Source organism: Mucilaginibacter sp., assembly GCF_965225845.1.
GTDB lineage: Bacteria > Bacteroidota > Bacteroidia > Sphingobacteriales > Sphingobacteriaceae > Mucilaginibacter.
Window position 1 is genome coordinate 1,358,259 of the sequence record NZ_CBDDBL010000002.1, and the last position, 21,936, is coordinate 1,380,194.

The window sequence follows — 21,936 nt, forward strand, 5'->3', positions numbered from 1 at the left end:
CTGAAGGCATTTTTTGTTTGTATACTATAATTTGTATATTAGCAGCAGGAAATGGTGTCTTCCTTTTAAAAACCGCGTTTGCTGATGGCGCCTGCAAATCAACTTTAAGCTGTGCTTAGGGTACAATATTATTGCAGGTGAAAACATTAAAATCGATCAACAAAACACAACTACGGTATTCTCATCAATTGAAAAAGTTTATTCTTTCCTCTGAACATCTCAGCATCTTAAAATACATGTTGCGTTGGACTTTGCTGATTTTACCCGTAGCTATCACCATTGGCAGTATGGTTGCTTTGTTCCTATGGTTATTGAACTGGGCAATACATTATCGTTTTGCACATACGTGGCTATTGTTTCTGCTTCCGGTTGCTGGTGTGCTTATTCACTTTATTTATCAATGGGCGGGTAAATCATCTGAAAAAGGCAATAACCTGATCATTGACGAAATCCACGAACCTGGTGGCGGAGTTCCTGCAACTATGGGTCCGATCATATTGATTACTACTGTACTAACTCACTTGTTTGGAGGATCGGCGGGGCGTGAAGGTACGGCGGTACAAATAGGGGGAAGCCTTGCAGCATTATTTGGTAAATGGTTTAAATTATCAGGCGATGATATGCGCATGTTGCTTACGGCCGGTATTGCCGCCGGCTTTGGTGCTGTGTTTGGTACACCATTAACAGGAGCGATCTTTGCTTTGGAGGTGCTCACAATCGGTAAGATAAAATATGATGCTTTATTACCAGCGTTAGTCGCTAGTATTGTCGCTGATATTACAGTTGGTGCCTGGCATATCCATCATACTGCTTATCATATCGATATCATAGCTAAGACACCTTATTTCTTGTCGAATTATTTGCCGGTGGACCTGTTGCTGATCGCTAAAGTAATATTAGCATCCGTTGCATTTGGATTAGCCAGCTACCTGTTTGCAATTATGGTTCATGAAATTAAAGCTGGTTTTATAAAGATTTTTGAGATAAAATGGCTGATCCCTGTTTTTGGTGGATTGATCATAATTGGTTTAACCTATCTAATAGGCAAACCCGACTATTTAAGTTTAGGTGTTGATGCCCAATACCCCGGAGCGGTCACTATTCCATCATCGTTTCATGCAGGCGGGGCTGATACCTGGAGTTGGTTTTGGAAAATAATTTATACAACCATAACTTTAGGTACAGGGTTTAAAGGGGGGGAGGTTACACCATTATTTTATATCGGTTCTACACTCGGTAATACATTATCCGGTTTGTTGAATGCCCCTGTTAGCTTATTCGCCGCGTTAGGTTTTATAGCTGTTTTTGCCGGCGCAACTAACACGCCATTAGCCTGCACGTTTATGGGGATTGAGCTTTTTGGCGGCGAATATGCATTGCTTTTCGCGATTGCCTGCTTCACTGCTTATTTTTTTAGCGGGAACTCAGGTATTTATTCATCTCAAAAAATTGATGTACCTAAAGTATTTGACAATTATTATGCAAATGAACGGAGTTTAAGCGAAGTTAATAAACGCCGTGGTTATCTGCATCAAAAGCTGTATAAGTACGGCCTAAGGTTATCCAAAAATAATAACTAATAATCTGCTTAATTCATACAGTTAGCCTTAATCAGGTCAGATGCTTCTTTTGAGCCTAACGCAAATGCTCTGTTCAGATCCGGGCATGCGGTGTCTCCATCACCCATGGCAATTTTCAATTTACCACGTGCAAGGTAAGCCTCAGCGCTTTTCGGATTTAGGGAGATGGCCAGGTTAAGGTCATACATCGCACCTGAAAAATCAGCGAAATATGTTTTTACGGCGCCACGCTTAACGTAGGTTAGTTCGCTTTTTGGATTGATCTTAGCAGAGTAGCGGAAATCAGCGTTCATAGATGCTGTATCGCGCATTACTCCTTCAACATAGCCACGATATGCATATACTTTTATGTCATCAAGGTTGGCATATAGTGCAGAGTTATAATCATCTAGCGCACCCGAATAATTTTTCAGTTTAACCCTGATGTTCGCCCTGTAAAAGAATGTATTATCATTATCGTGATTTATTTTTATTGCCATATCCAGGTCTTTTAAAGCGCCTGAATAATCTCTCATCATAGCTTTGGTATTACCACGGTTAGCATAAGCATCAGAGGAGGCTGAGTCCAATTTTATAGCCCTGTTATAATCAGCTATAGCATCCGGATAACTATCTAAATTACTTTTTGCTATTCCACGGCCAACATACATCCCTGCACTTTTTGTATTTAATGCAATACCTGCATTAAATACACCAATAGCATTAACATTCTGTCCTGCTAATATCATAGCGTTACCTAACTTAAGATGGCCAGCAACACTTTCAGGGGCAACAAGCAGCATTTTTTTAAAATCAGCAATAGCGCCATCATAATTGCCAAGCTTAACCCTGAAATTCCCCCTGTTCAAATAAACATCTTTGTTTTGAGGAGCCATTTCAACAGCTTTATCAAAATCAAGAGCGGCGTCAGCATTATCGTTCTCCTTGCTTCGCAGCATACCGCGCGACAGGTAAGCATATTCATTTGTGGTGTGCTTATCAATTACAAAATTAAAATCAGCCATGGCGCTTGCAGTATCCTTTAATTCAGCTTCAGCTTTACCACGGATAAATATGGCACGTAAGTTATTAGGGTCGGTTTCCAAAACAGCGTTTTCGTCGTCAATCGAACCGTTAAAATTGCGAATATTAACTCTCGCATCGCCACGATTTAATAAAGCCTCGGTGTAACCAGGTTTGATCTTGATTGCATGGTCAAAATCATTAACCGCATCTTTGGAACTATCAATGTTTAACTCCGCTTTGCCACGGTATAAATAGATTTCAGCATTATCCGGATCGGCTTCAATGGCTTTATTATAGTAATCAATGGCTTCAGTGTATTTGTTAGCATTACCCAATGCGTTGGCTGTATAAAAATATAGATTAGGTGTATTAGGTGACGATCCCGCGGCTAAGGTATAATCAGCAATTGCTCCCTTAAAATCCTTTAAGTTTACCTTCGCGTTACCACGATAAAAGATCGCCTTCGGATAATTGGGATTTAGTCTTAACGTAGCATTGTAATCAATTATGGCTCCACTATAATCGGCAATATTGCCTTTTGAATTTGCCCGATAAAATAAGATGTCAGCATCATTAGGTTTCAATCGTGCAGCCACATCATAATCAGCTATAGCACCTTTATTGTCATTTAGGTTAACTTTTGCTAACCCACGGTACTTATACAAATCACCATCACTAGGTTTAAGTTCAATTGCATGTGTGAAATCGTCAACTGCCCCGGCGTAATCACCGGAGTTGCTTTTTGCATTAGCTCGGTAATGGTACAATTCTGCATTGTTAGGTTGTAGCGCCAGTGCGCTATTAAAATCGGTTATTGCATTATTGTAATCTTTTAAATTAGCATAGGCATTTGCCCGGTAATAACTCGCGTTTGGATATGATGGGTTTATCGATAAGACCTGTGTAAAATCAGCTATAGCCTGTTCATAATTATGCGTATTGCTGTAAGCATTAGCACGATAAAAGTAGGGGTTGGCATCTTTAGGATTGATATCTATAGCTTTTGTAAAGGCGGTGATAGCAGTTTCATAGTCTTTGCTACCGGCAGCCTGGTTGCCATTTTGTATATAAGCAGTTTCGGTTTGTGCGCAAGCAAAACAAGGTATCAAAAAGAATATAAAGAATAATTTTTTCATAATAAAGCAGGGGCTAAACCCAATAATATCGAATTGATCAAGATATTATTTTGCGCATATACATAATCTCATATGTGCAATGTTGGTTAAACGGAAAATTAACTGCTAAGTTTTAAGCGTCTTCTGTTTATTCTGCAGCATGATCACTGCTTTGCCTGCCCTTGCTTTGCGAGTATCCTCATTTTTGGCAGATCCAACCCAATCACAATAACCTTGTTTGTATGACTTTGACAGGCTTTCAAAGAATTCGTTCGCTTCAGTATCCGAATTTAGCAGAACTTGCAATTCGACGGGTGTACCCGCTATATGTTCTCCTTTTTTGAGCATGAGCTATTTAAAGTAAATTTAATATTCAGCAAATATTTCATCGGGATAACACCACAACCAGCGTTCACCGGGTTCTGCCGAAGCCACAACAGGATGATGGCTTTCATGGTAATGTTTGGTCATGTGTTTTGATGGTGAGTCGTCACAGCATAAAGTTACACCGCATGTTTGGCAGGTACGCAGATGTACCCAGGTGCCATTATGCTTGATGCATTCCTCGCATACATCATCCTTACTTAGTTTTACTGTATTTATAGCGCTGATATGTGCGCAAATATTTTGATCAGCCATGGCTAAAGATAAATTTATTTTATAAATAATATGTCGTCAAATTCATTATTATCATACTATTCGAAAAGATCTAAGTTTAGTTCTTGACGGATTGGTAACCACGAGGCTAAACCTATATTATGGTGGTAACTCTTATTTGATGAATTTTCAGCATCGGCACTCTTATCCGGCAATAAAATAAATATAAAAGAAGCTTCTGCCAATACCGGCAGAAGCTTCTTGTTTAGTATGCTTGGTATTAATGCGATTTCATGCGTAAGCCAAGCCATACATTAAATATCCCGGTGAATATAAAGGCTACCGCTATAAATATAATAATGGTCATTGACCCGAATACACCGTTGAAAATAATCAATAAGCCGAACAAAGCTGTTATAATACCGCCGATTGTTAATGCCCAAGATCTTCCAACTCTGCGGGAAAAACTAATGAGTGAGATACCCCTTAACAGAAACCATACGCCTACAATGATGCGCATTATGGCAACGCTTGTGGCAACATGGGCCATTAATACCAGGCCAAGGATAATATCAACAATCCCTAAGAACAGGTGCCAGCCACGATTAGTTGCCGTCTTGTCGCGCACAACATGAAGTAACTCGCCCAGGCCTGCAATAAAAATCACCAAACCGAATAAAAAGCCTAATGCTACAAAACTTGTAATAGGCGAGGCTATCATCCATATGCCAACTAAAATAAATAATATTCCTCTTATTAAAAATGCCCACCAATGGCGGAGGCTGCGGTCGAGTGATAATTCCATGTCTTCTATTTTTTATTGCAACCAGCGGAGAAAAGAAATGTTTGTTAGTGGGGTTAGTTTGTTACCAACGATAATATTTAATCAATTAATGATCTGCCTGTTCATGCATTAAAGCATCATTAAATTTCACTATCAGCCTAAATAAATTTGAATATTCGTCCATCGGTAAAGTAGCGCTGATGTCATATATATCATGATAAGCTTTTATACCGCCCATGGTGTAGATATAAATTGCATTCACGCCATTCTTACTGAATGGATAGTGGTCGCTATTGGCCGCTTTGCCTCTTGAAACAATTTTTGGCAACAGCTTTTCTTTATTGTTTATCTGTTTCAATAAATTAAATTGATCGGGAAATATGGTTGCGTTTATTACGGTTATTCCTTCATTTCCTGTACCTTCCAGGTCAAGGTTGACTAAAAAGCTGATATTTTTTAATGGGATCAATGGGTTTTCTGTAAAATATTGAGATCCTAGCAGGCCTATTTCTTCTCCCGAAAATAAAATAAACGCCATTGAATAAGATTGTGGGTGAACCGAATAATATTTTGCCAGGCTTAATACCTGTGCAACACCACTTGCATTATCATTTGCCCCGGGAAAATAAGTTTTGTCTCCCATTCCGCCCAAATGATCATAATGTGCTGTATAAACAATTACAGAATCAGGGTACTTTGTGCCCTTTACAATACCACAGATATTTGATGTATTAAAATGCTTGACAAATTTATTTTCAATATTGACGCTGATAGTTAGCGGCGGATTTTCTATCGATTTTTTAAGGATATCAATAATAGTATAATCAGCTGCTTTCTGATTTGCCGACCAAGTAAGCTTATCTTCTAAAATCACCAAAACACGGTTTGCAGTATCAATAAAATGGGTGCTGTTTTTTTGTATAAGCTGAGTTGTGATATTTATTCCGCGACTTTCAGGACTTACAATAAAATCTTTACCCGAAACCAGCTTTTGCCCGTTGATACTCACCTCCATTTCCCCGGGAAATGTATTTACAGAATAGCTAAAGGGCTGTAAAAAACTCTTGCCATCCATAGGACTAAGGTTATAGCTTTTAAATTGCTTATTTAGATAGCTCTCAGCTTTATGCACACCATTTTTGGTATAACCACGACCCCAAAAGTAAGCTGAAGATAATGTGTCGACAATTTTTCGGGCAAATAATGAGTCCTGTGAAAAACCAAACGATGAAATAAATAATAGTAGTAATGTGAGCCTAAGTTTCATTTTTAATTTAATAAGGTGCAGGCTTTTACTCTCTGGTCACTAACACCCAATCCACTAGCATTTTTGCTTCGCCACGCTTTATTTTATCTACGCTGCTTTGCGATAAACCAAAATAAGGAATGTCAATTTTATTTACTCCATGCGGATAACCGCCGCCAACGGCAAAATTTATGATAATAAACTTCGGGTTATCAAAAGCCCAGCGCCCATAATGCTCTACCATGGCTCGGGTTACGGTATAAGTTACTGCGCCATCAACGCTGAATACCAAACTATCTTTTGTCCATTTAACGGAGTAAGTGTGCCATTGCGTTACGTCAATCCCTTTTGGAAAATGGTCGCGATAAGCAAAAGGGGTATTGCCAAAATATCCGGGGCCATGCATTGCATTGCTTATCCATGTTGAATCACCAACAGTTTCCATAATATCTATTTCGCCGCAATCCGGCCATTTACCTTCGCCTAATGCCCAAAATGCAGGCCAAAGGCCATCACCGCCGCTCATTTTAATACGGGCGGACGCGGTGCCGTATGTAAACTCAAATTTTGAACGGGTATTGATCCGGCTTGACAAAAAATCATATTTACGATGTTCCGTGCTTTCATAACCCCGGTGATAAACAGGGGTTATCGCCAAATTACCACCAGCAACTGATAGCGTAATTACGGAATCAACGTAAGCTTGCTGCTCATTGTTATTCGTATGGCCTGTGATCTCATAATTCCATTCGGCCCTGTTTAGGGTATTACCTTTAAAATCGTCAAAAAATAAAGTGTCTGTTTTGTGCTGAGCAAATGCAAACGACGAATATATTACCGCGATGAGTGATAAAGAAATAACTTTCATAAGTGGTTATGTAATCAACAAAACTAAAAAAATAATAGAAGTTTGCGTGTTTTTACATCTTAACGAGATGTAGTAAGATCTAAAATTAACTGTATCAGCTGTTTCAATAATAATGTAAACCAACATAAAATTTTATCTTTGGCTTAAAGCAGTATTTAACGTTAAATTTGGGTATAAACGGTATGAATGATCACATCATTAACGACGATGTTCTAAAAAAAGAAAATCAAATACAGCAGTGGGATTTGGAAATAAAGCCTCAAAGCAGTGTTTTTGATCTTCATTTAAAGGATGTTTGGGCATACCGAGATTTACTTTGGCTGCTTGTAAGGCGCGATTTTGTTTCGTTTTACAAGCAAACTATATTTGGGCCTCTGTGGTTCTTTATCCAACCGATATTCACCACGCTTATTTATACGTTTATTTTTAGCAACCTGGCTAAAATTAGTACTAATAATGCGCCGGCACCACTTTTTTACATGGCAGGCACCGTTGCCTGGAACTATTTTGCCGATAGCTTAACCAAAACTTCAACAGTTTTCAGGGATAATGCCGGGATATTTGGGAAAGTATATTTCCCAAGGTTAATAATGCCTATTAGTATTGTATTCTCTAACCTGGTTAAGTTCGGTGTGCAATTTCTTCTTTTTATAATTTTGCTCATTTATTTTATACCTGATCCGCATTATAAGGTGCAACCCAACTTTTATATTTTTTTATTCCCAGTAGTAATATTGCTGATGGCAATTTTAGGATTAGGGGCCGGTTTAATAATTACCGCGTTAACCACAAAATACCGAGACCTGGCGTTCGTAGTAACCTTTGGTATACAATTATTAATGTATGCAACACCGGTGATATATCCACTTTCTGCCGCGCCTTTAAAATACCGTCATATTATCGCCCTTAATCCCATGAGTGGGTTGATAGAAACTTTCAGATATGGTTTCTTAGGCACCGGTCAATTTTATCCCGGTGCATTTATTTATAGTATACTGGCAAGTTTAATGGTTTTTTTATTAGGCCTGATCGTTTTTAATAAGGTTGAAAAAAACTTTGTTGATACCGTTTAAGATCGCGGTTTTATTTGCCTAATATTCAATTAATATTGACATAATTATAGCACATGAATTATATATGTTTGGTTGAAGATGAACAAAAGGTTGCAGGCTTTATTTGTAAAGGATTGGAGGAGAATCGTTATAAGGTAAAAACCGCGAAGAATGGAGAAGAGGCAGAAGCATTTATAAGCGCAGAAAAATTTGATCTGTTAATATTGGATGTCATGTTACCGGATACAAATGGCATTGATCTGTGCCGTAAAGTAAGATTGACTGATCAGCAAACACCTATATTGATGCTGAGCGCACTTGAACAAGTTCAAAATAAGGTTTCAGGTTTAAAAGCAGGTGCCGACGATTACCTGGTAAAGCCATTTCATTTTGGTGAGCTTTTGGCCCGGATCGAGGCCTTATTAAGAAGAAAGCATGTACCCGCTACCGAAGACCATATACTTGAATTTGACGATCTTAAACTGGATACCTGGAGTAATACAGCCGAAAGGGCAGGCCGCCAAATTGTGCTGACAGCAAAAGAATACGGCTTGCTTGAGCTTTTTATGCGCAACCCTAATAAATTACTGTCAAGAGATTATATTGCTGAGAAAGTTTGGGGGATAGATTTTGATACCGGTACCAATTTTATTGATGTGTACATGAATTACCTCCGCAAAAAAATAGAAAAGGATTTTAAAAGAAAACTGATACATACTGTTATTGGCATGGGCTATATTATGCGTGCCGAAAGATAGGTTATGAAGATAAAGAATCGCCTCTCGTTATATTTTACAGCTATAAGCACACTTGTACTGATTACTGTAGAGGTGATTATTTGTATTATATTCAATTCTTCGACCAAGTCAAACTTTTACAGCCAGCTAATGGACCGGGCTACTGTAGCCGCGCAAGTTTACCTTGAAGCTGATGAAATATCCGCGGATTCATTAAGCCATGTAAGAGAGCGTTATTTTAAACGCCTGCCCGGTGAAGTTGTGCGATTTTATGATGATAAGAACGCCGCGTCATTCATAAAAGATAAAGACCAATATTGGAACGACGCCATAATTAATCAGGTACGTAAAACCGGTGAGTTAGAGTTCACCCAGGCAAAAAGGCAAACAGTTGGTATATATTACAATGATAATCAGGGGAACTTTGTTATTCTGGTATCGGCAATTGATGAGCAGGGAAACAACCGGTCAAAAGACTTGATAAAAAGTATGGCTGCATTGTTGGCGTGTGCTATGGTAAGTCTTTTTTTAATGAGCCGTTGGTTTGCTGAAAAAAGCCTGGAACCGATTGATAAACTGATCCATGAGATGGATAAAGTAAGCGCCGGTAATTTAAGCATGCGGGTAGATGAAGGAAACGGAAAGGACGAGATCAGCGCGCTCGCAACCAATTTTAATAAGCTATTAGGTAATCTTGAAAATGCTTTTGAGTTACAGCAATCATTTGTTATTAACGCATCGCATGAATTGCGAACGCCAATTACCAGTATAATAGGTGAAATAGAAATATCATTAAATAAATTAAGATCGGCAGAAGAGTATCAGCAAGTATTACGCTCCATTCTTGCTGACGCTGAACGCCTGAATACAACCACAACAAGTTTGCTCGAGCTGGCCCAGGTTGATATGAATTTTACCCAGTTATCAGTATATCCCGTAGCTGTAGATGATCTTATTTGGGAGATACATGACTATTGGGTGTCAAAAATAGGTAAAGGCATGTTGCATGTAAACATTCTGCACTTGCCCGATGATGCAGAAAGGCTTCAAGTTACAGCTAATAAACCTTTGCTGGCCGTTGCCCTCAATAATATCATAGCCAATGCTTTTAAATTCTCGGCTAATAAAAAAGTGAATTGCGATTTGTATGTAGATGATACCATCATCAAAATAACTGTTACCGACGCCGGTATCGGTATACCCTCAGAAGAGCAAAAGAAAGTTTTTGAATCTTTTTATCGCGGTACTAACGGGAAATATTTTCATGGTACGGGAATTGGTTTATATGTCACCCGAAAAATTATCGGCTTGTTTAACGGCACTATTGAAATAAATTCATCAATAGGCATCGGCACAAGTATCATCATTTCATTTAACCGCGAATTATAATTAATAATAAACTGATAGCCAGTTAATAGCGGCTATATAGTCTTTTCTCTACTTATTTCCTTCTAATACATCTTTTAAATTATAAAAACATTTTTCAGGATTTTTGATTTTTAGTTGTATGGATCAAAAATTATACCCAGGTAAACCTTATCCCTTGGGAGCAACAATAAATAAAGACGGAGTGAATTTTGCGCTTTATGCTGATAATGCGACTGGCGTTGAATTATGCCTGTTTAAAAATAAGGACGACAAAACCGAATCGCGCAAAATAAAATTTACGGAGAAAACACACGAAATATGGCATATGTGTGTCCCTGAGTTAAAGTCAGGGCAATTATATGGCTTTCGTGTTTCAGGGCCATTCGAGCCTCAAAACGGGCATCGGTTCAATCCTAATAAATTATTATTAGATCCCTATGCAAAAGCCATAGCCGGAACTATAGATTGGGACGATTCATTATATGGTTATCAAATCGGAAGCCCCGACGAAGACTTAAGTTTTAGCGAAACCGATAGCGCGCCATTTGTGCCAAAATCTGTAGTGATAGATCCATCATTTGACTGGGATGGTGACGAAGCGCCTAAAATACCTTATCATCAAACTACTATTTATGAAGCCCACGTTAAGGGGTTCACAAAACTTTGTCCTAAAATTCCGGAGGAAATAAGAGGTACTTATTCTGCCATTGGGCATCCAGAAACTATAAAATATCTGAAAGAGTTAGGTATCACAGCAATTGAACTAATGCCGGTTCACCAGTTTGTGAGCGACAGCGGATTAAAAGATAAAGGATTAAGTAATTATTGGGGCTACAATACAATTTGTTTTTTTGCGCCCGATGTTCGTTACGCAGGTAACGGTATTACAGGTGAGCAGGTAAATGAGTTTAAACAAATGGTAAAAAACTTGCATAAAGCAAGTATTGAGGTAATACTCGACGTTGTTTATAACCACACCGGAGAAGGTAACCAATTGGGCCCTACACTTTCTTTTAAAGGGATTGATAATGCTGCCTATTATCGTTTAACTGATGATGATAAAAGGTATTACATGGATTATACAGGTACAGGCAACACACTTAATGCCATGCTACCCAGCGTACTAAGGTATATTATGGATAGCCTGCGTTATTGGATACTTGAAATGCACGTGGATGGTTTCCGTTTTGATCTGGCTGCTACGCTGGCAAGGGAACTGCATGAAGTGAACCGACTGAGCGCATTTTTTGATATTATTCACCAGGATCCGGTTATATCTCAGGTAAAGCTGATTGCCGAACCCTGGGATATCGGCGAAGACGGTTACCAAGTAGGTAAATTCCCGCCGGGATGGGCAGAATGGAATGGTAAATTCCGTGATTGTATGCGCGATTACTGGCGCGGAGCCGATAGTATGCTCGGTGAGTTTGCCCAGCGCCTTACAGGTAGTCCTGACTTGTACCAGGATGACAACCGCAAACCTACAGCAAGTATTAACCTGATAACCGCGCACGATGGTTTTACGCTTCGTGATTTAGTGTCTTATAATGATAAGCACAACGACGCAAATGGTGAGGATAACAACGATGGCGAAAGCAATAACAGATCATGGAACTGCGGTGCCGAAGGTGATACTGATGATGAAAATATTTTACAGCTCCGGGGTAAGCAACAACGAAATTTGTTAGCCACATTGTTCTTATCACAGGGCGTTCCTATGTTGGTTGCCGGCGACGAATTTGGCCGTACACAGGGGGGAAATAATAATGCCTATTGCCAGGATAACGAAATATCATGGTTAAACTGGGATAATATTGATGAAGATTTGCTTGCCTTTACGCAAAAACTGATTGCGTTGCGCAAAGATCATCCGGCTTTCCGCAGGCGGAGATGGTTCCAGGGGCAACCCATAAAAGGTAGGGGTTTGGAAGATATTGCCTGGTTTTTACCGGAAGGCACCGAAATGAGCGATGAGAACTGGAACCATGACTTTGCAAAATCTTTGGGTGTTTATCTTAATGGCAAAGGCTTGCATTATATTGATCCGAAAGGTGAGGAGGTTTTTGATGATAACTTTTATATGATCTTCAATGCTTCTGATCAGCAGTTGGATTACCATATGCCGGAAAAAATTCTTGACAGGCCTTGGACTAAAGTATTAGATACCAGTGAAGATAAAGTTGGCGAAGATTTAACCAATACCAGCGATGTAATTAAAGTGAATGGCAGGTCGATTGTATTATTGCAACAGGCAAAAGAATGATAGAGAGCCGTACAATTGGGGTGAATTTTGATAGGCAGGGGATTGCTGCTGTAACTGTTTGGGCACCCGATGCCCAAACAGTTAGTTTAAGTTTATCCGGAAGGAAAACTGATATTCCGCTTGAAAAAAAACAACGCGGTTATTGGGAATTATTAACCAGCCAAATCAAAACGGGAGATACTTATCATTTTTTGCTGGATGGGGATAAGGAATTGCCAGATCCTGCTTCACTGGCTCAACCTGATGGTGTCCACGGAGCATCAGAAGCCCTTTGTTTGAATGATTTTAATTGGACGGATGATTCCTGGGTAAACCCTCCGCAAGAGGAATACGTTATCTATGAATTACATGCGGGTACTTTTTCAATGCAAGGTGATTTTAGAGGTGTTGAGGATAAACTTGATTACCTGAAAGAACTTGGCATAACCGCCATAGAACTTATGCCGGTAGCACAATTTCCAGGAGAGCGTAACTGGGGATATGACGGGGTTTTTCCATACGCTGTTCAAAACTCCTATGGCGGTGCTAAAGGACTAATGCAATTAGTTAACGCTTGCCATCAAAAAGGCATTGCGGTAGTGCTGGATGTAGTGTATAACCATATTGGCCCCGAGGGGAATGCTTTTAATGACTACGGCAAATACTTTACAACCAAATATAACACGCCTTGGGGTAAGGCCATAAATTTTGATGACGAGTGGTGCGATGCTGTACGCGATTATTATATCCAAAACGCTTTAATGTGGTTCCGTGATTTTCATATTGATGCCTTGCGGATGGATGCTGTGCATGCCATTAAAGACTTCAGTACAAAACACATCTTGCAGGAAATAAAGGAACGCATTAACGAATTAACCTTAGCAAAAGGTAAGCAATACTATTTGATGGTGGAGCTGGATCTGAATGATCCGAGGTTTATAGACCCTATAGAGAAACGTGGTTATGGTATGGACGCGCAATGGATAGATGAGTTTCATCATGCTTTGCGGGTTACGGCCGGTGGTGATAAAAATGGATATTATTCCGACTTTAACGGCATCAATGATCTTGCGAAAGCTTATCGTGATGCATATGTGTATAACGGCATCTATTCACAGCATCGTTTAAAAACATTCGGTGCAAAAGCACAGGATAATCCCGGCAAACAATTCATTGCCTTCTCCCAAAACCACGATCAGGTAGGTAACCGCATGTTAGGCGAACGCAGCAGCCGGTTATTCACTTTTGAGATGCAGAAGCTAATGGCAGGTGCGGTTTTAATAGCCCCATATCTACCTTTGCTTTTTATGGGTGAGGAGTGGAGTGCGCAAACGCCTTTTCAATATTTTGTGAGCCATTCTGATCCTGATTTAATAGAAGCAGTTCGCAAAGGCCGGAAAGAAGAATTTGCAGCATTCCATGCACAGGGTGAAGCACCAGACCCACAATCCAAAGAAACATTTAACTATTCTAAATTAAACTGGGATGAGCTAACTACAGATAACAGCCAAAAAATGTTGGATTATTATAAATCCCTCATTGCGTTACGTAAGAAGTTACCGGCTTTGAGGAATCTTGACCGCAAAAACATATCGGTAACTACATTGGAGGATCAAAATATTTTGGTATTTGAACGCCGTTACAGGGAGCAAACAGTTAGCTGTATCATGAATTTTTCTGCCGAGGAACAGCAATTCAATTTGTACGATAAAGCCGATTGGAAAGAAATACTTAATTCTGCCGATCAACGCTGGAACGGTCCGGGTGTATCCTCAACAAGCATTCAGCCACAGTCTTTAATCATATATAATCATGTTTAACCCGGTTAGTACCTATCGCATCCAGTTTCACCAGGGGTTTAACTTTGATGATTTTGAGCGAATTATACCTTACCTGGAACAATTGGGTGTGAGCACTATTTATGCTTCGCCGATATTTCAATCCGTACCAGGTAGTATGCATGGATATGATGGCGCAAATCCGCTTCAAATCAATACCGAAATCGGTACAATTGAACAATTAAGATTGATCAGCAAAAAGTTAAAGAAAAAAAATATCGGCTGGATCCAGGATATTGTTCCAAACCACATGGCTTTTCATCCGGATAACGAGTGGTTGATGGATACATTAAAGAAAGGTGAAGAATCAGAATATAAAATTTTTTTCGATCAAAGCCTTAGCAGTGATTTGTACAAAGGCCAAATTATGGTTCCCTTTTTGGGCGAAACTTTGGATGAAGCTGTAAACACAAGTAAAGTACAAATTGCTAAAATTAATGATGGGTTGTTCTTAACTTATACAGATCAGAAATGGCCGCTTAACCTGGCAATCGATGACTCAGATCTGCCTGAAATTAACCAGGATAAAGCCAAACTATTAAAAATAGCCAGAGAACAGTATTACCGATTATGCAGTTGGAAAGAAACCGATACCCAAATTAACTTCCGCAGGTTTTTTACTGTGAATAGCCTTATTTGCCTCAATATACAAAATGAGGAAGTGTTTAAAAAATTTCACGGTTTAATATTAGCGCTTGTGCGTGAAGGTGTTTTTGAAGGATTGCGGATAGACCATGTGGATGGCTTATATGACCCCACCAACTACCTTAAAAGTTTACGTAAAATAGCAGGGGATAAGACTTATATTATTGTTGAGAAAATATTAGGCAAAAACGAACAGCTTCCGCAATGGCCAATACAGGGCACTACCGGTTATGAGTTTTTAGCGCAGGTAAATAACCTGTTAACCAATCGCAACAGTGAAAAAGAGTTTAACAAATTCTATAACCAGCTTACCGGCAGGCATCAATCAGTTAAGAAACAGATCTTAGATAAAAAGGCGCTTATCCTCAACCACCATATGGAGGGAGAATTGGATAACCTGGCTAATTTGTTTATCCATCTGCATAAATCCACTTTAGATAAAGAAAAACTTAAACAGGCTATTGCTTCGCTGTTGATCCATTGCCCGGTTTATCGTTACTATGGTAATCAATTTCCTTTAAAAGGATATGAAGCTGATAAGATCAGGGAACTATTCTCGGATATAAAATATGATCACCAGGAATTATCTGAAATGCTTAATGTTCTTGAACAGGTAATCCTCGGTTCAAACAAAAAATACCTGCAGTTTTACATGCGCTGTATGCAGTTTACAGGCCCGCTAATGGCAAAGGGAGTTGAGGATACCCTTATGTATACCTATGAACGTTTCAGTGCACACAACGAGGTTGGTGATGCGCCCGGTGCCTTTGGTATTTCAACTCATGAGTTTCATGAACTAATGCAGCAAAGGCAACAGGATTGGCCCTTTGCTTTAAATGCTTCTGCAACGCATGATACAAAGCGTGGTGAAGATGTAAGAGCCAGACTAAACGTTTTGCCAGACTTAGCCGATGAATGGTTTAATAGCGTTGCTAAATGGCAAAAAATGAACATCAGCCTTAAACAAGTAGGTGCGCCTGATGCTAATGACGAATATTTGATTTACCAAACACTTGTTGGCGCTTATCCAATGCCCGGCGAACTTAAAAATAATTTTAAAGAGCGTTTACTGCAATATCTTGAAAAAACTATGCGCGAGGCTAAAATCCATTCGGATTGGGGAGAGCCAAATGCGAATTATGAAAATGGGGTTAAGCAATTCGCTATAAAATTGCTTGATGAAAAACGTCCGTTTTGGAAAAGTTTTATAGCTTTCCAAGCTAAGGTAGCCGAATTAGGTTTAGTTAATTCGCTTGCGCAGGTTATGCTAAAGTTTTAGTTGTCCGGGTGTACCAGATATCTATCAGGGCTGCGAACATTGGGATTTTAGTTTGGTGGACCCGGACAATCGCAGGCCCGTTGATTATAAATTGAGGGATATGCTATTAAAGGAATTGCCAAAAGTTGACCATGCGCATTTATGGCAAACACGTTTTAACGGGCAGATAAAATTATGGCTAGTTAATACTTTGATGCAGGAACGGAAAAACAATCCATTGCTTTTTGCCTATGGCGATTACGTCCCATTACAAATTGAAGGGAAGCACAAGCATCATATTTTTGCCTTTGCCAGAAGTTACAGACGGGAGTGGTATGTTAGTATTATGCCACTGGGTATTGCTGTATTGTGCGATTTGCAAGGTAAACCTGCCGCAGAAATTGATTGGGAAGATACCAAAGTGATTTTACCCGCCAATGCGCCTGCCCGTTATCAAAGCATCCTGCAAAAAACAAGAGGTGAGTTTAAACAGGAAATCGATATTAAATCAGTTTTTACTGAGATTCCTGTTGCTTTTATTAAATTACAACAACCTGATAGTGACAGAAGCTCGGGGTTATTAATGCATATTACATCGTTGCCATCACCTTTTGGGATTGGTGATTTTGGGCCCGGGGCAATAGCATTTGCTGATATGCTGCATAGATGCGATCAAAAATACTGGCAGCTATTGCCCCTAAGTCCAGTTGAAGAACGAAATCAATATTCGCCTTACAGTTCATGTGCTGCAATGGCTGGTAATATTTTACTTCTTAGTCCGGAATTAATGGTAAATGACGGCTTATTATATCCATCGGACATTGGAAAGAAAACGATACCGGATCCGGGTAAAGTTAACTACAAAGATGCCATAAAAATAAAGCAGCAGTTATTTAGCATTGCATGGAGTCATTTTAAAAATGATAGCTTTTTGCAACCCTTGTTTAAAGTTTTCTGTGAAAAGGAGTTGGCTTGGCTTAATGATTTCGCGCTTTACTCGGTTATTAAACAAAAGCATAACGGCAAACCCTGGTATAAGTGGCCTGATGGGTTAAAGTTTAAAAACAAAAATGTGTTGGCTGATTTTACCGCATATAACCAGGATGCGATTGATAAGGAAAAATTTCTGCAATTTTTGTTTAGCAGGCAATGGTATCAATTAAAAAGTTATTGCAATAAATTAGGTGTTAAGCTTTTTGGCGACTTGCCTTTTTATATAAGTTATGATTCGGTTGATGTTTGGTCGCACCCGGAGATGTTTAATTTAAACGAAAATGGCGAAATGCAATTTGTAGCAGGTGTACCACCTGATTATTTCGCTAAGGATGGCCAGCTTTGGGGCATGCCCGTATTTAATTGGGATAGATTAAAGCAGCAAAATTATAATTGGTGGGTACAGCGTTTTAAGAAAAATTTAGAACTTTTTGACCTATTACGGCTTGATCATTTCCGGGCATTTTCATCATATTGGTCGGTACCTGCATCAGAAAAAACCGCGCGTTATGGCGAGTGGGAGCAGGGGCCGGGTGCTGATCTTTTCAACACTATAAAAAAAGAATTGGGTGAGTTACCATTTGTTGCTGAAGATTTGGGCGATATAGATGATGCTGTTTATAACTTACGCGATGAATTTAGTTTCCCGGGAATGCGTGTTTTGCAATTCGCGTTTGGAAGCCAGGAGCCTTATTCACCACATATACCTCATAATTACACTCAAAACAGTGTATCTTATACGGGTACGCACGATAATAATACTACTAAAGGTTGGTTTATGAATAAAGCAGATGAATCAGTTAACGAACAAATAAAAGCTTATACTAATGTAAAAGTTAAACCTAAAAATATACATAAGGTATTCATTAGCATCGTTATGGCCTCCGTGGCTAAAGTAGCAATTATCCCCATGCAGGATATTTTAGGTTTGGATGAAACTGCACGCATAAACGTCCCGGGCTTAGATAAAGGAAATTGGGTTTGGCGCTACCAGCCTGATGATAACCATCAGCAAAAAATAGAAAGGAATATTAAAGAATGGACATGGCTTTATGGGCGACAATGAATATACCAGGCCAAATAAATTGAGCCATACAGCAAAAATAAATTCTATTTAAATTTAAAGTATCATTCATAATCAAAGTTTTATGAATGATACTTGCAGTAAAAGTTTATTGTTTAATATCTGCCACAAATTTTTGGAAGGTTTTCACTCCAAAGTCTTTTGCTTTATCAAGCAGATCAGGAAAATGATCGGTAAAATCATCTAAAATACTTTCACCTTCTTCGTTCTTTTTTATCATGTAACCAATACCTGCCGCAACTGCTGCGCCAATGATTGCAAATCTTATTATTCTCATGATAAATTTATTGCAAAAACAGTGCCTGCTTTATATTGGTAAAGCCACAGTCGATAAAAAAAAGTAAAAAGATTTAAAAGCTATTTACAGGTATTCATTTTTTACCAAAATAAATAGGATGGGAATTAAAAAGATAAAGACTTCAACAATCTTTTTGTAGGTACTTGTAGATGCAATATCAGACATCCTCCCGGTGCCAACAAGCTTGTGTAATTTTTTGTTGTAATTCCAATACAATCCGCCCAAAACCACCTCAACAAAAACTATAAAAAAAATCATACAAATAACTGATTATATATTAAACTATTTTCTTTTTATGAAATGCAATATGTCTTAATAATTAATATTGCTTTTTACGGGGAATAATTACAAAGGTTTTAAGTATTTAATAATTATTATACGAGGTAAACTAAAATAAAGTTTTAAGGAGGTATGAATTCAGTTTTAACTCCTACCTGCGACGCAGTAAGCCGGGTTGATTGGCGTCGAAACTATATAAGGCTTAGTAGTTTTATCGGGGTTTACCGTTATGATGCCAATAATGCCGGGTGCTAAAAGCTGTACTCTGATCCATTGCATGGCTTGGTGATGTGTATACCATATTGCTGACAGCGTAGGCTTCATACGCCTCAGAAATAGAAAGATATAAGTTCCAGAGGCCGCACTTACAAGGTTTAGTAGGCAGCTAAGAGATTTGAAATAGGGTGGCTTGGGCAGGTGTTTAAATCTTTAACAAAAAATCCCTTCTTTCTAATATAAAGGGATTTGAGCGAAAGACGAGATTCGAACTCGCGACCCCGACCTTGGCAAGGTCGTGCTCTACCAACTGAGCTACTTTCGCTTTGGGAGTGCAAGTATAGGAAGAATTGTTTTTCCTGCAAAAAACATATGCTAAAAATAGAAGATTTTATAACCATCATCATCAATCGAGAATTATTTAACCTCCCTAAATAAAACATCCCATTAGTCTTAATTTAAGTTTGGCCGCCTTATATTTGACAAGGCACATAATATTTATCCTCGATGAGCAGTAAGTATAATTTCCCCGATGGAAATACCACGCTTCAAAGCCTTTTAGGATCTTTTAAGTTAGTAAAAGACCCGATCAGCTATCTTTCCGGAGAAATGGAGAAGTTCTCGGGTACCTACTCCGGGTTTATGCCGGATAAAGGGCGTGTTATCGTCACGCAAAACAGCGATTTGATTAATTATGTCCTTCGGGAAAATCATACCAATTACAAAAAGGCAAAGTTAGATACGGATTTAGTAGCGAAGCAATTAGGAACCAGCCTGCTTTTTGTAAACGGGGACGATTGGCGTAGGCAACGTCGGCTTATACAACCCGCTTTTCACCATGCCGGAATAAACCAGTTGTATGAAACGGTAATGAAGACGGTTAATGGGTATATCGATAATTTACCACTGGGAGAACAAGTGGACGTTTACCCGTTGATGCGCGAACTCTCTTTTTCAGTGTTGATCAACTCCTTATTCAACATTGATATGTCGGCAACAATGAAAGATGAATTAGGCCGGGCTTTTGTAGGGCTGCAAGCTTTTATGTCCAAAGATGTCCTCCAGCCTTTCAGGAGAATTTTATATCCGTTAACAGGCGAAGAGAAGAAGTTGGTTAAACAGTGGGATGCTATCAGAGATATGCTGAGGGAAATTATAGCGCTCCGACGGGCAGATGAAACGGAACATAACGACCTGTTGGCTATGCTGATGAATGCCCGTTATGAAGATACCGGGCAAGGTATGTCTGAACACCAACTGATCAGTGAGTTGCTCATCCTGCTTTTTGCGGGGCATGAAACAACCGGCAGTACACTTTCTTGGTTATTATACCTCACTGCCTCAAATCACCAGGTTTATGAAAAATTGATGGGGACGATAGGGGAAACAGACATGCATAACGCTCCTCGAAATAGCTATATAAATGCCATAATTAATGAAGGCATGCGCCTGTACCCGTCAGTTTGGATAAACGAAAGGGTAGCAATAAATGATGATGAATTTAGCGGTTTTACGTTTCCTGCGGGCACCAGTATTTTAACCTATATTTATGGTATGCACCGCAGTGAAGGGTATTGGGAGAACGCTTCAGCATTTGATCCTGAACGGTTTTTAAATTCCGAAGGAGTGATTGATAAGAATATTAAAAATTACTTTCCTTTCGGAGCAGGCCCGCGAATGTGCGTAGGTAATAATTTTGCAATGGCCGAAATGGCTTTCGTGCTCCATGCTGTTTGTAAAAAATTTCATATTAACACTACCGGTGCAACACCCAAAGCATGGCCATTGCTCACCTTACGGCCGAGTGAGGTAATCCTTGGTATTAAGAAGAAATGATGGGAACGAGTAATAGGTAATCGCGCTATTTAAACAACAAAGCCCGTTATTTTCATAACAGGCTTTGTGTCGATTCGATAAAGTACTCAGAGCGGGAATCGAACCCGCACTCCGTTTACGGGAACAGGATTTTAAGTCCTGCGTGTCTACCAGTTCCACCATCTGAGCAGGTGTTTAAACCTTTAACAATAAATCCCTTCTTTTGAAGGAAGGGATTTGAGCGAAAGACGAGATTCGAACTCGCGACCCCGACCTTGGCAAGGTCGTGCTCTACCAACTGAGCTACTTTCGCTGTTGGGAGTGCAAATATAGACAGAATTGTGTTCCCTGCAAGGAAAAGATTTGATTTTTTTTGTTTTTTCTATAACTCGCTGTTTTTCAAAACATCATTTATCAAATCACTTTCAAAACCACGGCTTAAAGCATACTGTTGCAGTTTATACCGGCGTTTAAAGGGTATTTTCTCAGTAAGTAAAGCCGCTTTTTTGCTTAATATCTTCGTAAGCATCTCAAGATATTCATCGCCATCAATAGTTAGCAATGCTTTTTGCAGCAATTTTTCAGGTATCTTCTTGATTTTGAGGCCCTGTTTTATTTTTATCCTTCCCCAGCCTTTTTGCTTGAATTTGCCTTGCACATAAGCTTTGGCAAAACGCTCTTCGTTTAAAAAATTGTCCCCGATAAGTTTTATAATGATATTCTCCACCGCATCGGGCCATAAACCCCAATCGTATAGTTTATCGCGCACTTCCTGTTGGGCGCGTTCCTGGTAGGCACAAAAATGTTCGGCTTTAGCCAGTGCAACTTTTTCATCCGTTATTTTGATCTTTTTAGGGCTATCCATCAAAACCAAAATTCGACAAAAATTCTTCTATTGGCAGAAATATAATCAAAT

Annotated in this window: 18 protein-coding genes, 3 tRNA genes and 1 riboswitch; of the genes, 9 read left to right on the forward strand and 12 right to left on the reverse strand. The window is 39.2% G+C overall.

Features of this window, described 5'->3' with window-relative positions; genetic code table 11:
* Window positions 1-38: 38 nt before the first annotated feature.
* Window positions 39-101, forward strand: a riboswitch (Fluoride riboswitch).
* Window positions 102-137: 36 nt separating this feature from the next.
* Window positions 138-1,580 carry a voltage-gated chloride channel family protein gene (locus ACYZ0U_RS09915; RefSeq protein ID WP_461451931.1) on the forward strand — a complete coding sequence of 481 codons (1,443 nt, stop codon included), beginning with the start codon at window positions 138-140 and terminating at the stop codon, window positions 1,578-1,580.
* Window positions 1,581-1,588: 8 nt separating this feature from the next.
* Here the strand turns inward: ACYZ0U_RS09915 and ACYZ0U_RS09920 are convergent, their stop codons facing one another.
* From ACYZ0U_RS09920 to ACYZ0U_RS09945, 6 genes are all read right to left on the reverse strand, one after another.
* Window positions 1,589-3,721, reverse strand: coding sequence for a tetratricopeptide repeat protein (locus tag ACYZ0U_RS09920; RefSeq protein ID WP_461451932.1), 2,133 nt, complete (start codon window positions 3,719-3,721; stop codon window positions 1,589-1,591).
* Window positions 3,722-3,826: 105 nt separating this feature from the next.
* On the reverse strand, window positions 3,827-4,048 hold the full coding sequence (locus ACYZ0U_RS09925; protein WP_461451933.1) for a YdeI/OmpD-associated family protein: 222 nt from the start codon (window positions 4,046-4,048) through the stop codon (window positions 3,827-3,829).
* An 18-nt stretch (window positions 4,049-4,066) separates the two neighbouring features.
* Window positions 4,067-4,339, reverse strand: coding sequence for a UBP-type zinc finger domain-containing protein (locus ACYZ0U_RS09930; RefSeq protein WP_461451934.1), 273 nt, complete (start codon window positions 4,337-4,339; stop codon window positions 4,067-4,069).
* 238 nt (window positions 4,340-4,577) lie between these two features.
* Window positions 4,578-5,102, reverse strand: coding sequence for an HdeD family acid-resistance protein (locus tag ACYZ0U_RS09935; protein ID WP_461451935.1), 525 nt, complete (start codon window positions 5,100-5,102; stop codon window positions 4,578-4,580).
* Between the two features lie 85 nt (window positions 5,103-5,187).
* Window positions 5,188-6,348, reverse strand: a complete 1,161-nt coding sequence (locus ACYZ0U_RS09940) for a M28 family metallopeptidase (protein ID WP_461451936.1) — start codon at window positions 6,346-6,348, stop codon at window positions 5,188-5,190.
* A gap of 25 nt (window positions 6,349-6,373) precedes the next feature.
* Window positions 6,374-7,195, reverse strand: a complete 822-nt coding sequence (locus ACYZ0U_RS09945; protein ID WP_461451937.1) for a glycoside hydrolase family 16 protein — start codon at window positions 7,193-7,195, stop codon at window positions 6,374-6,376.
* 182 nt (window positions 7,196-7,377) lie between these two features.
* Here ACYZ0U_RS09945 and ACYZ0U_RS09950 point away from each other — a divergent pair, with 182 nt between their 5' ends.
* From ACYZ0U_RS09950 to malQ, 7 genes are all read left to right on the forward strand, one after another.
* On the forward strand, window positions 7,378-8,268 hold the full coding sequence (locus tag ACYZ0U_RS09950) for an ABC transporter permease (RefSeq protein WP_461451938.1): 891 nt from the start codon (window positions 7,378-7,380) through the stop codon (window positions 8,266-8,268).
* 53 nt (window positions 8,269-8,321) lie between these two features.
* Window positions 8,322-9,005 (forward strand): response regulator transcription factor, encoded by a 684-nt coding sequence (locus tag ACYZ0U_RS09955; protein ID WP_461451939.1) that lies wholly within the window; start codon window positions 8,322-8,324, stop codon window positions 9,003-9,005.
* 3 nt (window positions 9,006-9,008) lie between these two features.
* The gene (locus ACYZ0U_RS09960; protein ID WP_461451940.1) at window positions 9,009-10,373 is read left to right on the forward strand and encodes a HAMP domain-containing sensor histidine kinase; all 1,365 of its coding nucleotides are present in this window, start codon (window positions 9,009-9,011) and stop codon (window positions 10,371-10,373) included.
* Window positions 10,374-10,527: 154 nt separating this feature from the next.
* A complete protein-coding gene (gene glgX / locus ACYZ0U_RS09965; RefSeq protein WP_461451941.1) occupies window positions 10,528-12,615 on the forward strand; it encodes a glycogen debranching protein GlgX in 2,088 nt (695 codons plus the stop codon).
* A complete protein-coding gene (gene treZ / locus ACYZ0U_RS09970) occupies window positions 12,612-14,414 on the forward strand; it encodes a malto-oligosyltrehalose trehalohydrolase (RefSeq protein ID WP_461451942.1) in 1,803 nt (600 codons plus the stop codon). Before glgX ends, treZ begins: the two co-directional genes overlap by 4 nt.
* On the forward strand, window positions 14,407-16,356 hold the full coding sequence (gene treY, locus ACYZ0U_RS09975) for a malto-oligosyltrehalose synthase (protein ID WP_461451943.1): 1,950 nt from the start codon (window positions 14,407-14,409) through the stop codon (window positions 16,354-16,356). The genes treZ and treY overlap by 8 nt, the downstream gene beginning before the upstream one ends.
* A gap of 55 nt (window positions 16,357-16,411) precedes the next feature.
* Window positions 16,412-18,394 carry a 4-alpha-glucanotransferase gene (malQ, locus tag ACYZ0U_RS09980; protein ID WP_461451944.1) on the forward strand — a complete coding sequence of 661 codons (1,983 nt, stop codon included), beginning with the start codon at window positions 16,412-16,414 and terminating at the stop codon, window positions 18,392-18,394.
* Between the two features lie 106 nt (window positions 18,395-18,500).
* Here malQ and ACYZ0U_RS09985 read toward each other — a convergent pair whose 3' ends face one another.
* From ACYZ0U_RS09985 to ACYZ0U_RS09995, 3 genes are all read right to left on the reverse strand, one after another.
* Window positions 18,501-18,689 carry a YtxH domain-containing protein gene (locus tag ACYZ0U_RS09985; RefSeq protein WP_461451945.1) on the reverse strand — a complete coding sequence of 63 codons (189 nt, stop codon included), beginning with the start codon at window positions 18,687-18,689 and terminating at the stop codon, window positions 18,501-18,503.
* A gap of 444 nt (window positions 18,690-19,133) precedes the next feature.
* Entirely contained in the window at window positions 19,134-19,268 is a 135-nt protein-coding gene (locus tag ACYZ0U_RS09990; protein ID WP_461451946.1) for a hypothetical protein, read from the reverse strand.
* A 189-nt stretch (window positions 19,269-19,457) separates the two neighbouring features.
* A tRNA-Gly gene (locus ACYZ0U_RS09995) sits at window positions 19,458-19,530 on the reverse strand.
* A gap of 182 nt (window positions 19,531-19,712) precedes the next feature.
* Here ACYZ0U_RS09995 and ACYZ0U_RS10000 point away from each other — a divergent pair.
* Entirely contained in the window at window positions 19,713-21,041 is a 1,329-nt protein-coding gene (locus ACYZ0U_RS10000) for a cytochrome P450 (protein WP_461451947.1), read from the forward strand.
* A gap of 83 nt (window positions 21,042-21,124) precedes the next feature.
* Here the strand turns inward: ACYZ0U_RS10000 and ACYZ0U_RS10005 are convergent.
* The 3 genes from ACYZ0U_RS10005 to ACYZ0U_RS10015 form a co-directional block, all read right to left on the reverse strand.
* Window positions 21,125-21,209 (reverse strand) — tRNA-Leu (locus ACYZ0U_RS10005).
* Between the two features lie 51 nt (window positions 21,210-21,260).
* Window positions 21,261-21,333 (reverse strand) — tRNA-Gly (locus ACYZ0U_RS10010).
* Window positions 21,334-21,402: 69 nt separating this feature from the next.
* Complete coding sequence (locus tag ACYZ0U_RS10015) at window positions 21,403-21,885, reverse strand: regulatory protein RecX (protein WP_461451948.1); 483 nt, start codon at window positions 21,883-21,885, stop codon at window positions 21,403-21,405.
* Window positions 21,886-21,936: the final 51 nt, after the last annotated feature.

What these genes read in the sequence shown, in the direction of transcription:
- ACYZ0U_RS09955 (WP_461451939.1), top strand. Translation starts at nt 8,322, where the DNA reads ATGAATTATATATGTTTGGTTGAAGATGAACAAAAGGTTGCAGGCTTT.
- ACYZ0U_RS09930 (WP_461451934.1), bottom strand. Translation starts at nt 4,339, where the DNA reads ATGGCTGATCAAAATATTTGCGCACATATCAGCGCTATAAATACAGTA.
- ACYZ0U_RS10015 (WP_461451948.1), bottom strand. Translation starts at nt 21,885, where the DNA reads ATGGATAGCCCTAAAAAGATCAAAATAACGGATGAAAAAGTTGCACTG.
- ACYZ0U_RS09920 (WP_461451932.1), bottom strand. Translation starts at nt 3,721, where the DNA reads ATGAAAAAATTATTCTTTATATTCTTTTTGATACCTTGTTTTGCTTGC.
- ACYZ0U_RS09990 (WP_461451946.1), bottom strand. Translation starts at nt 19,268, where the DNA reads ATGCAATGGATCAGAGTACAGCTTTTAGCACCCGGCATTATTGGCATC.
- ACYZ0U_RS09950 (WP_461451938.1), top strand. Translation starts at nt 7,378, where the DNA reads ATGAATGATCACATCATTAACGACGATGTTCTAAAAAAAGAAAATCAA.
- treY (WP_461451943.1), top strand. Translation starts at nt 14,407, where the DNA reads ATGTTTAACCCGGTTAGTACCTATCGCATCCAGTTTCACCAGGGGTTT.
- ACYZ0U_RS09960 (WP_461451940.1), top strand. Translation starts at nt 9,009, where the DNA reads ATGAAGATAAAGAATCGCCTCTCGTTATATTTTACAGCTATAAGCACA.
- ACYZ0U_RS10000 (WP_461451947.1), top strand. Translation starts at nt 19,713, where the DNA reads ATGAGCAGTAAGTATAATTTCCCCGATGGAAATACCACGCTTCAAAGC.
- ACYZ0U_RS09925 (WP_461451933.1), bottom strand. Translation starts at nt 4,048, where the DNA reads ATGCTCAAAAAAGGAGAACATATAGCGGGTACACCCGTCGAATTGCAA.
- treZ (WP_461451942.1), top strand. Translation starts at nt 12,612, where the DNA reads ATGATAGAGAGCCGTACAATTGGGGTGAATTTTGATAGGCAGGGGATT.
- ACYZ0U_RS09935 (WP_461451935.1), bottom strand. Translation starts at nt 5,102, where the DNA reads ATGGAATTATCACTCGACCGCAGCCTCCGCCATTGGTGGGCATTTTTA.
- ACYZ0U_RS09940 (WP_461451936.1), bottom strand. Translation starts at nt 6,348, where the DNA reads ATGAAACTTAGGCTCACATTACTACTATTATTTATTTCATCGTTTGGT.
- ACYZ0U_RS09985 (WP_461451945.1), bottom strand. Translation starts at nt 18,689, where the DNA reads ATGAGAATAATAAGATTTGCAATCATTGGCGCAGCAGTTGCGGCAGGT.
- ACYZ0U_RS09945 (WP_461451937.1), bottom strand. Translation starts at nt 7,195, where the DNA reads ATGAAAGTTATTTCTTTATCACTCATCGCGGTAATATATTCGTCGTTT.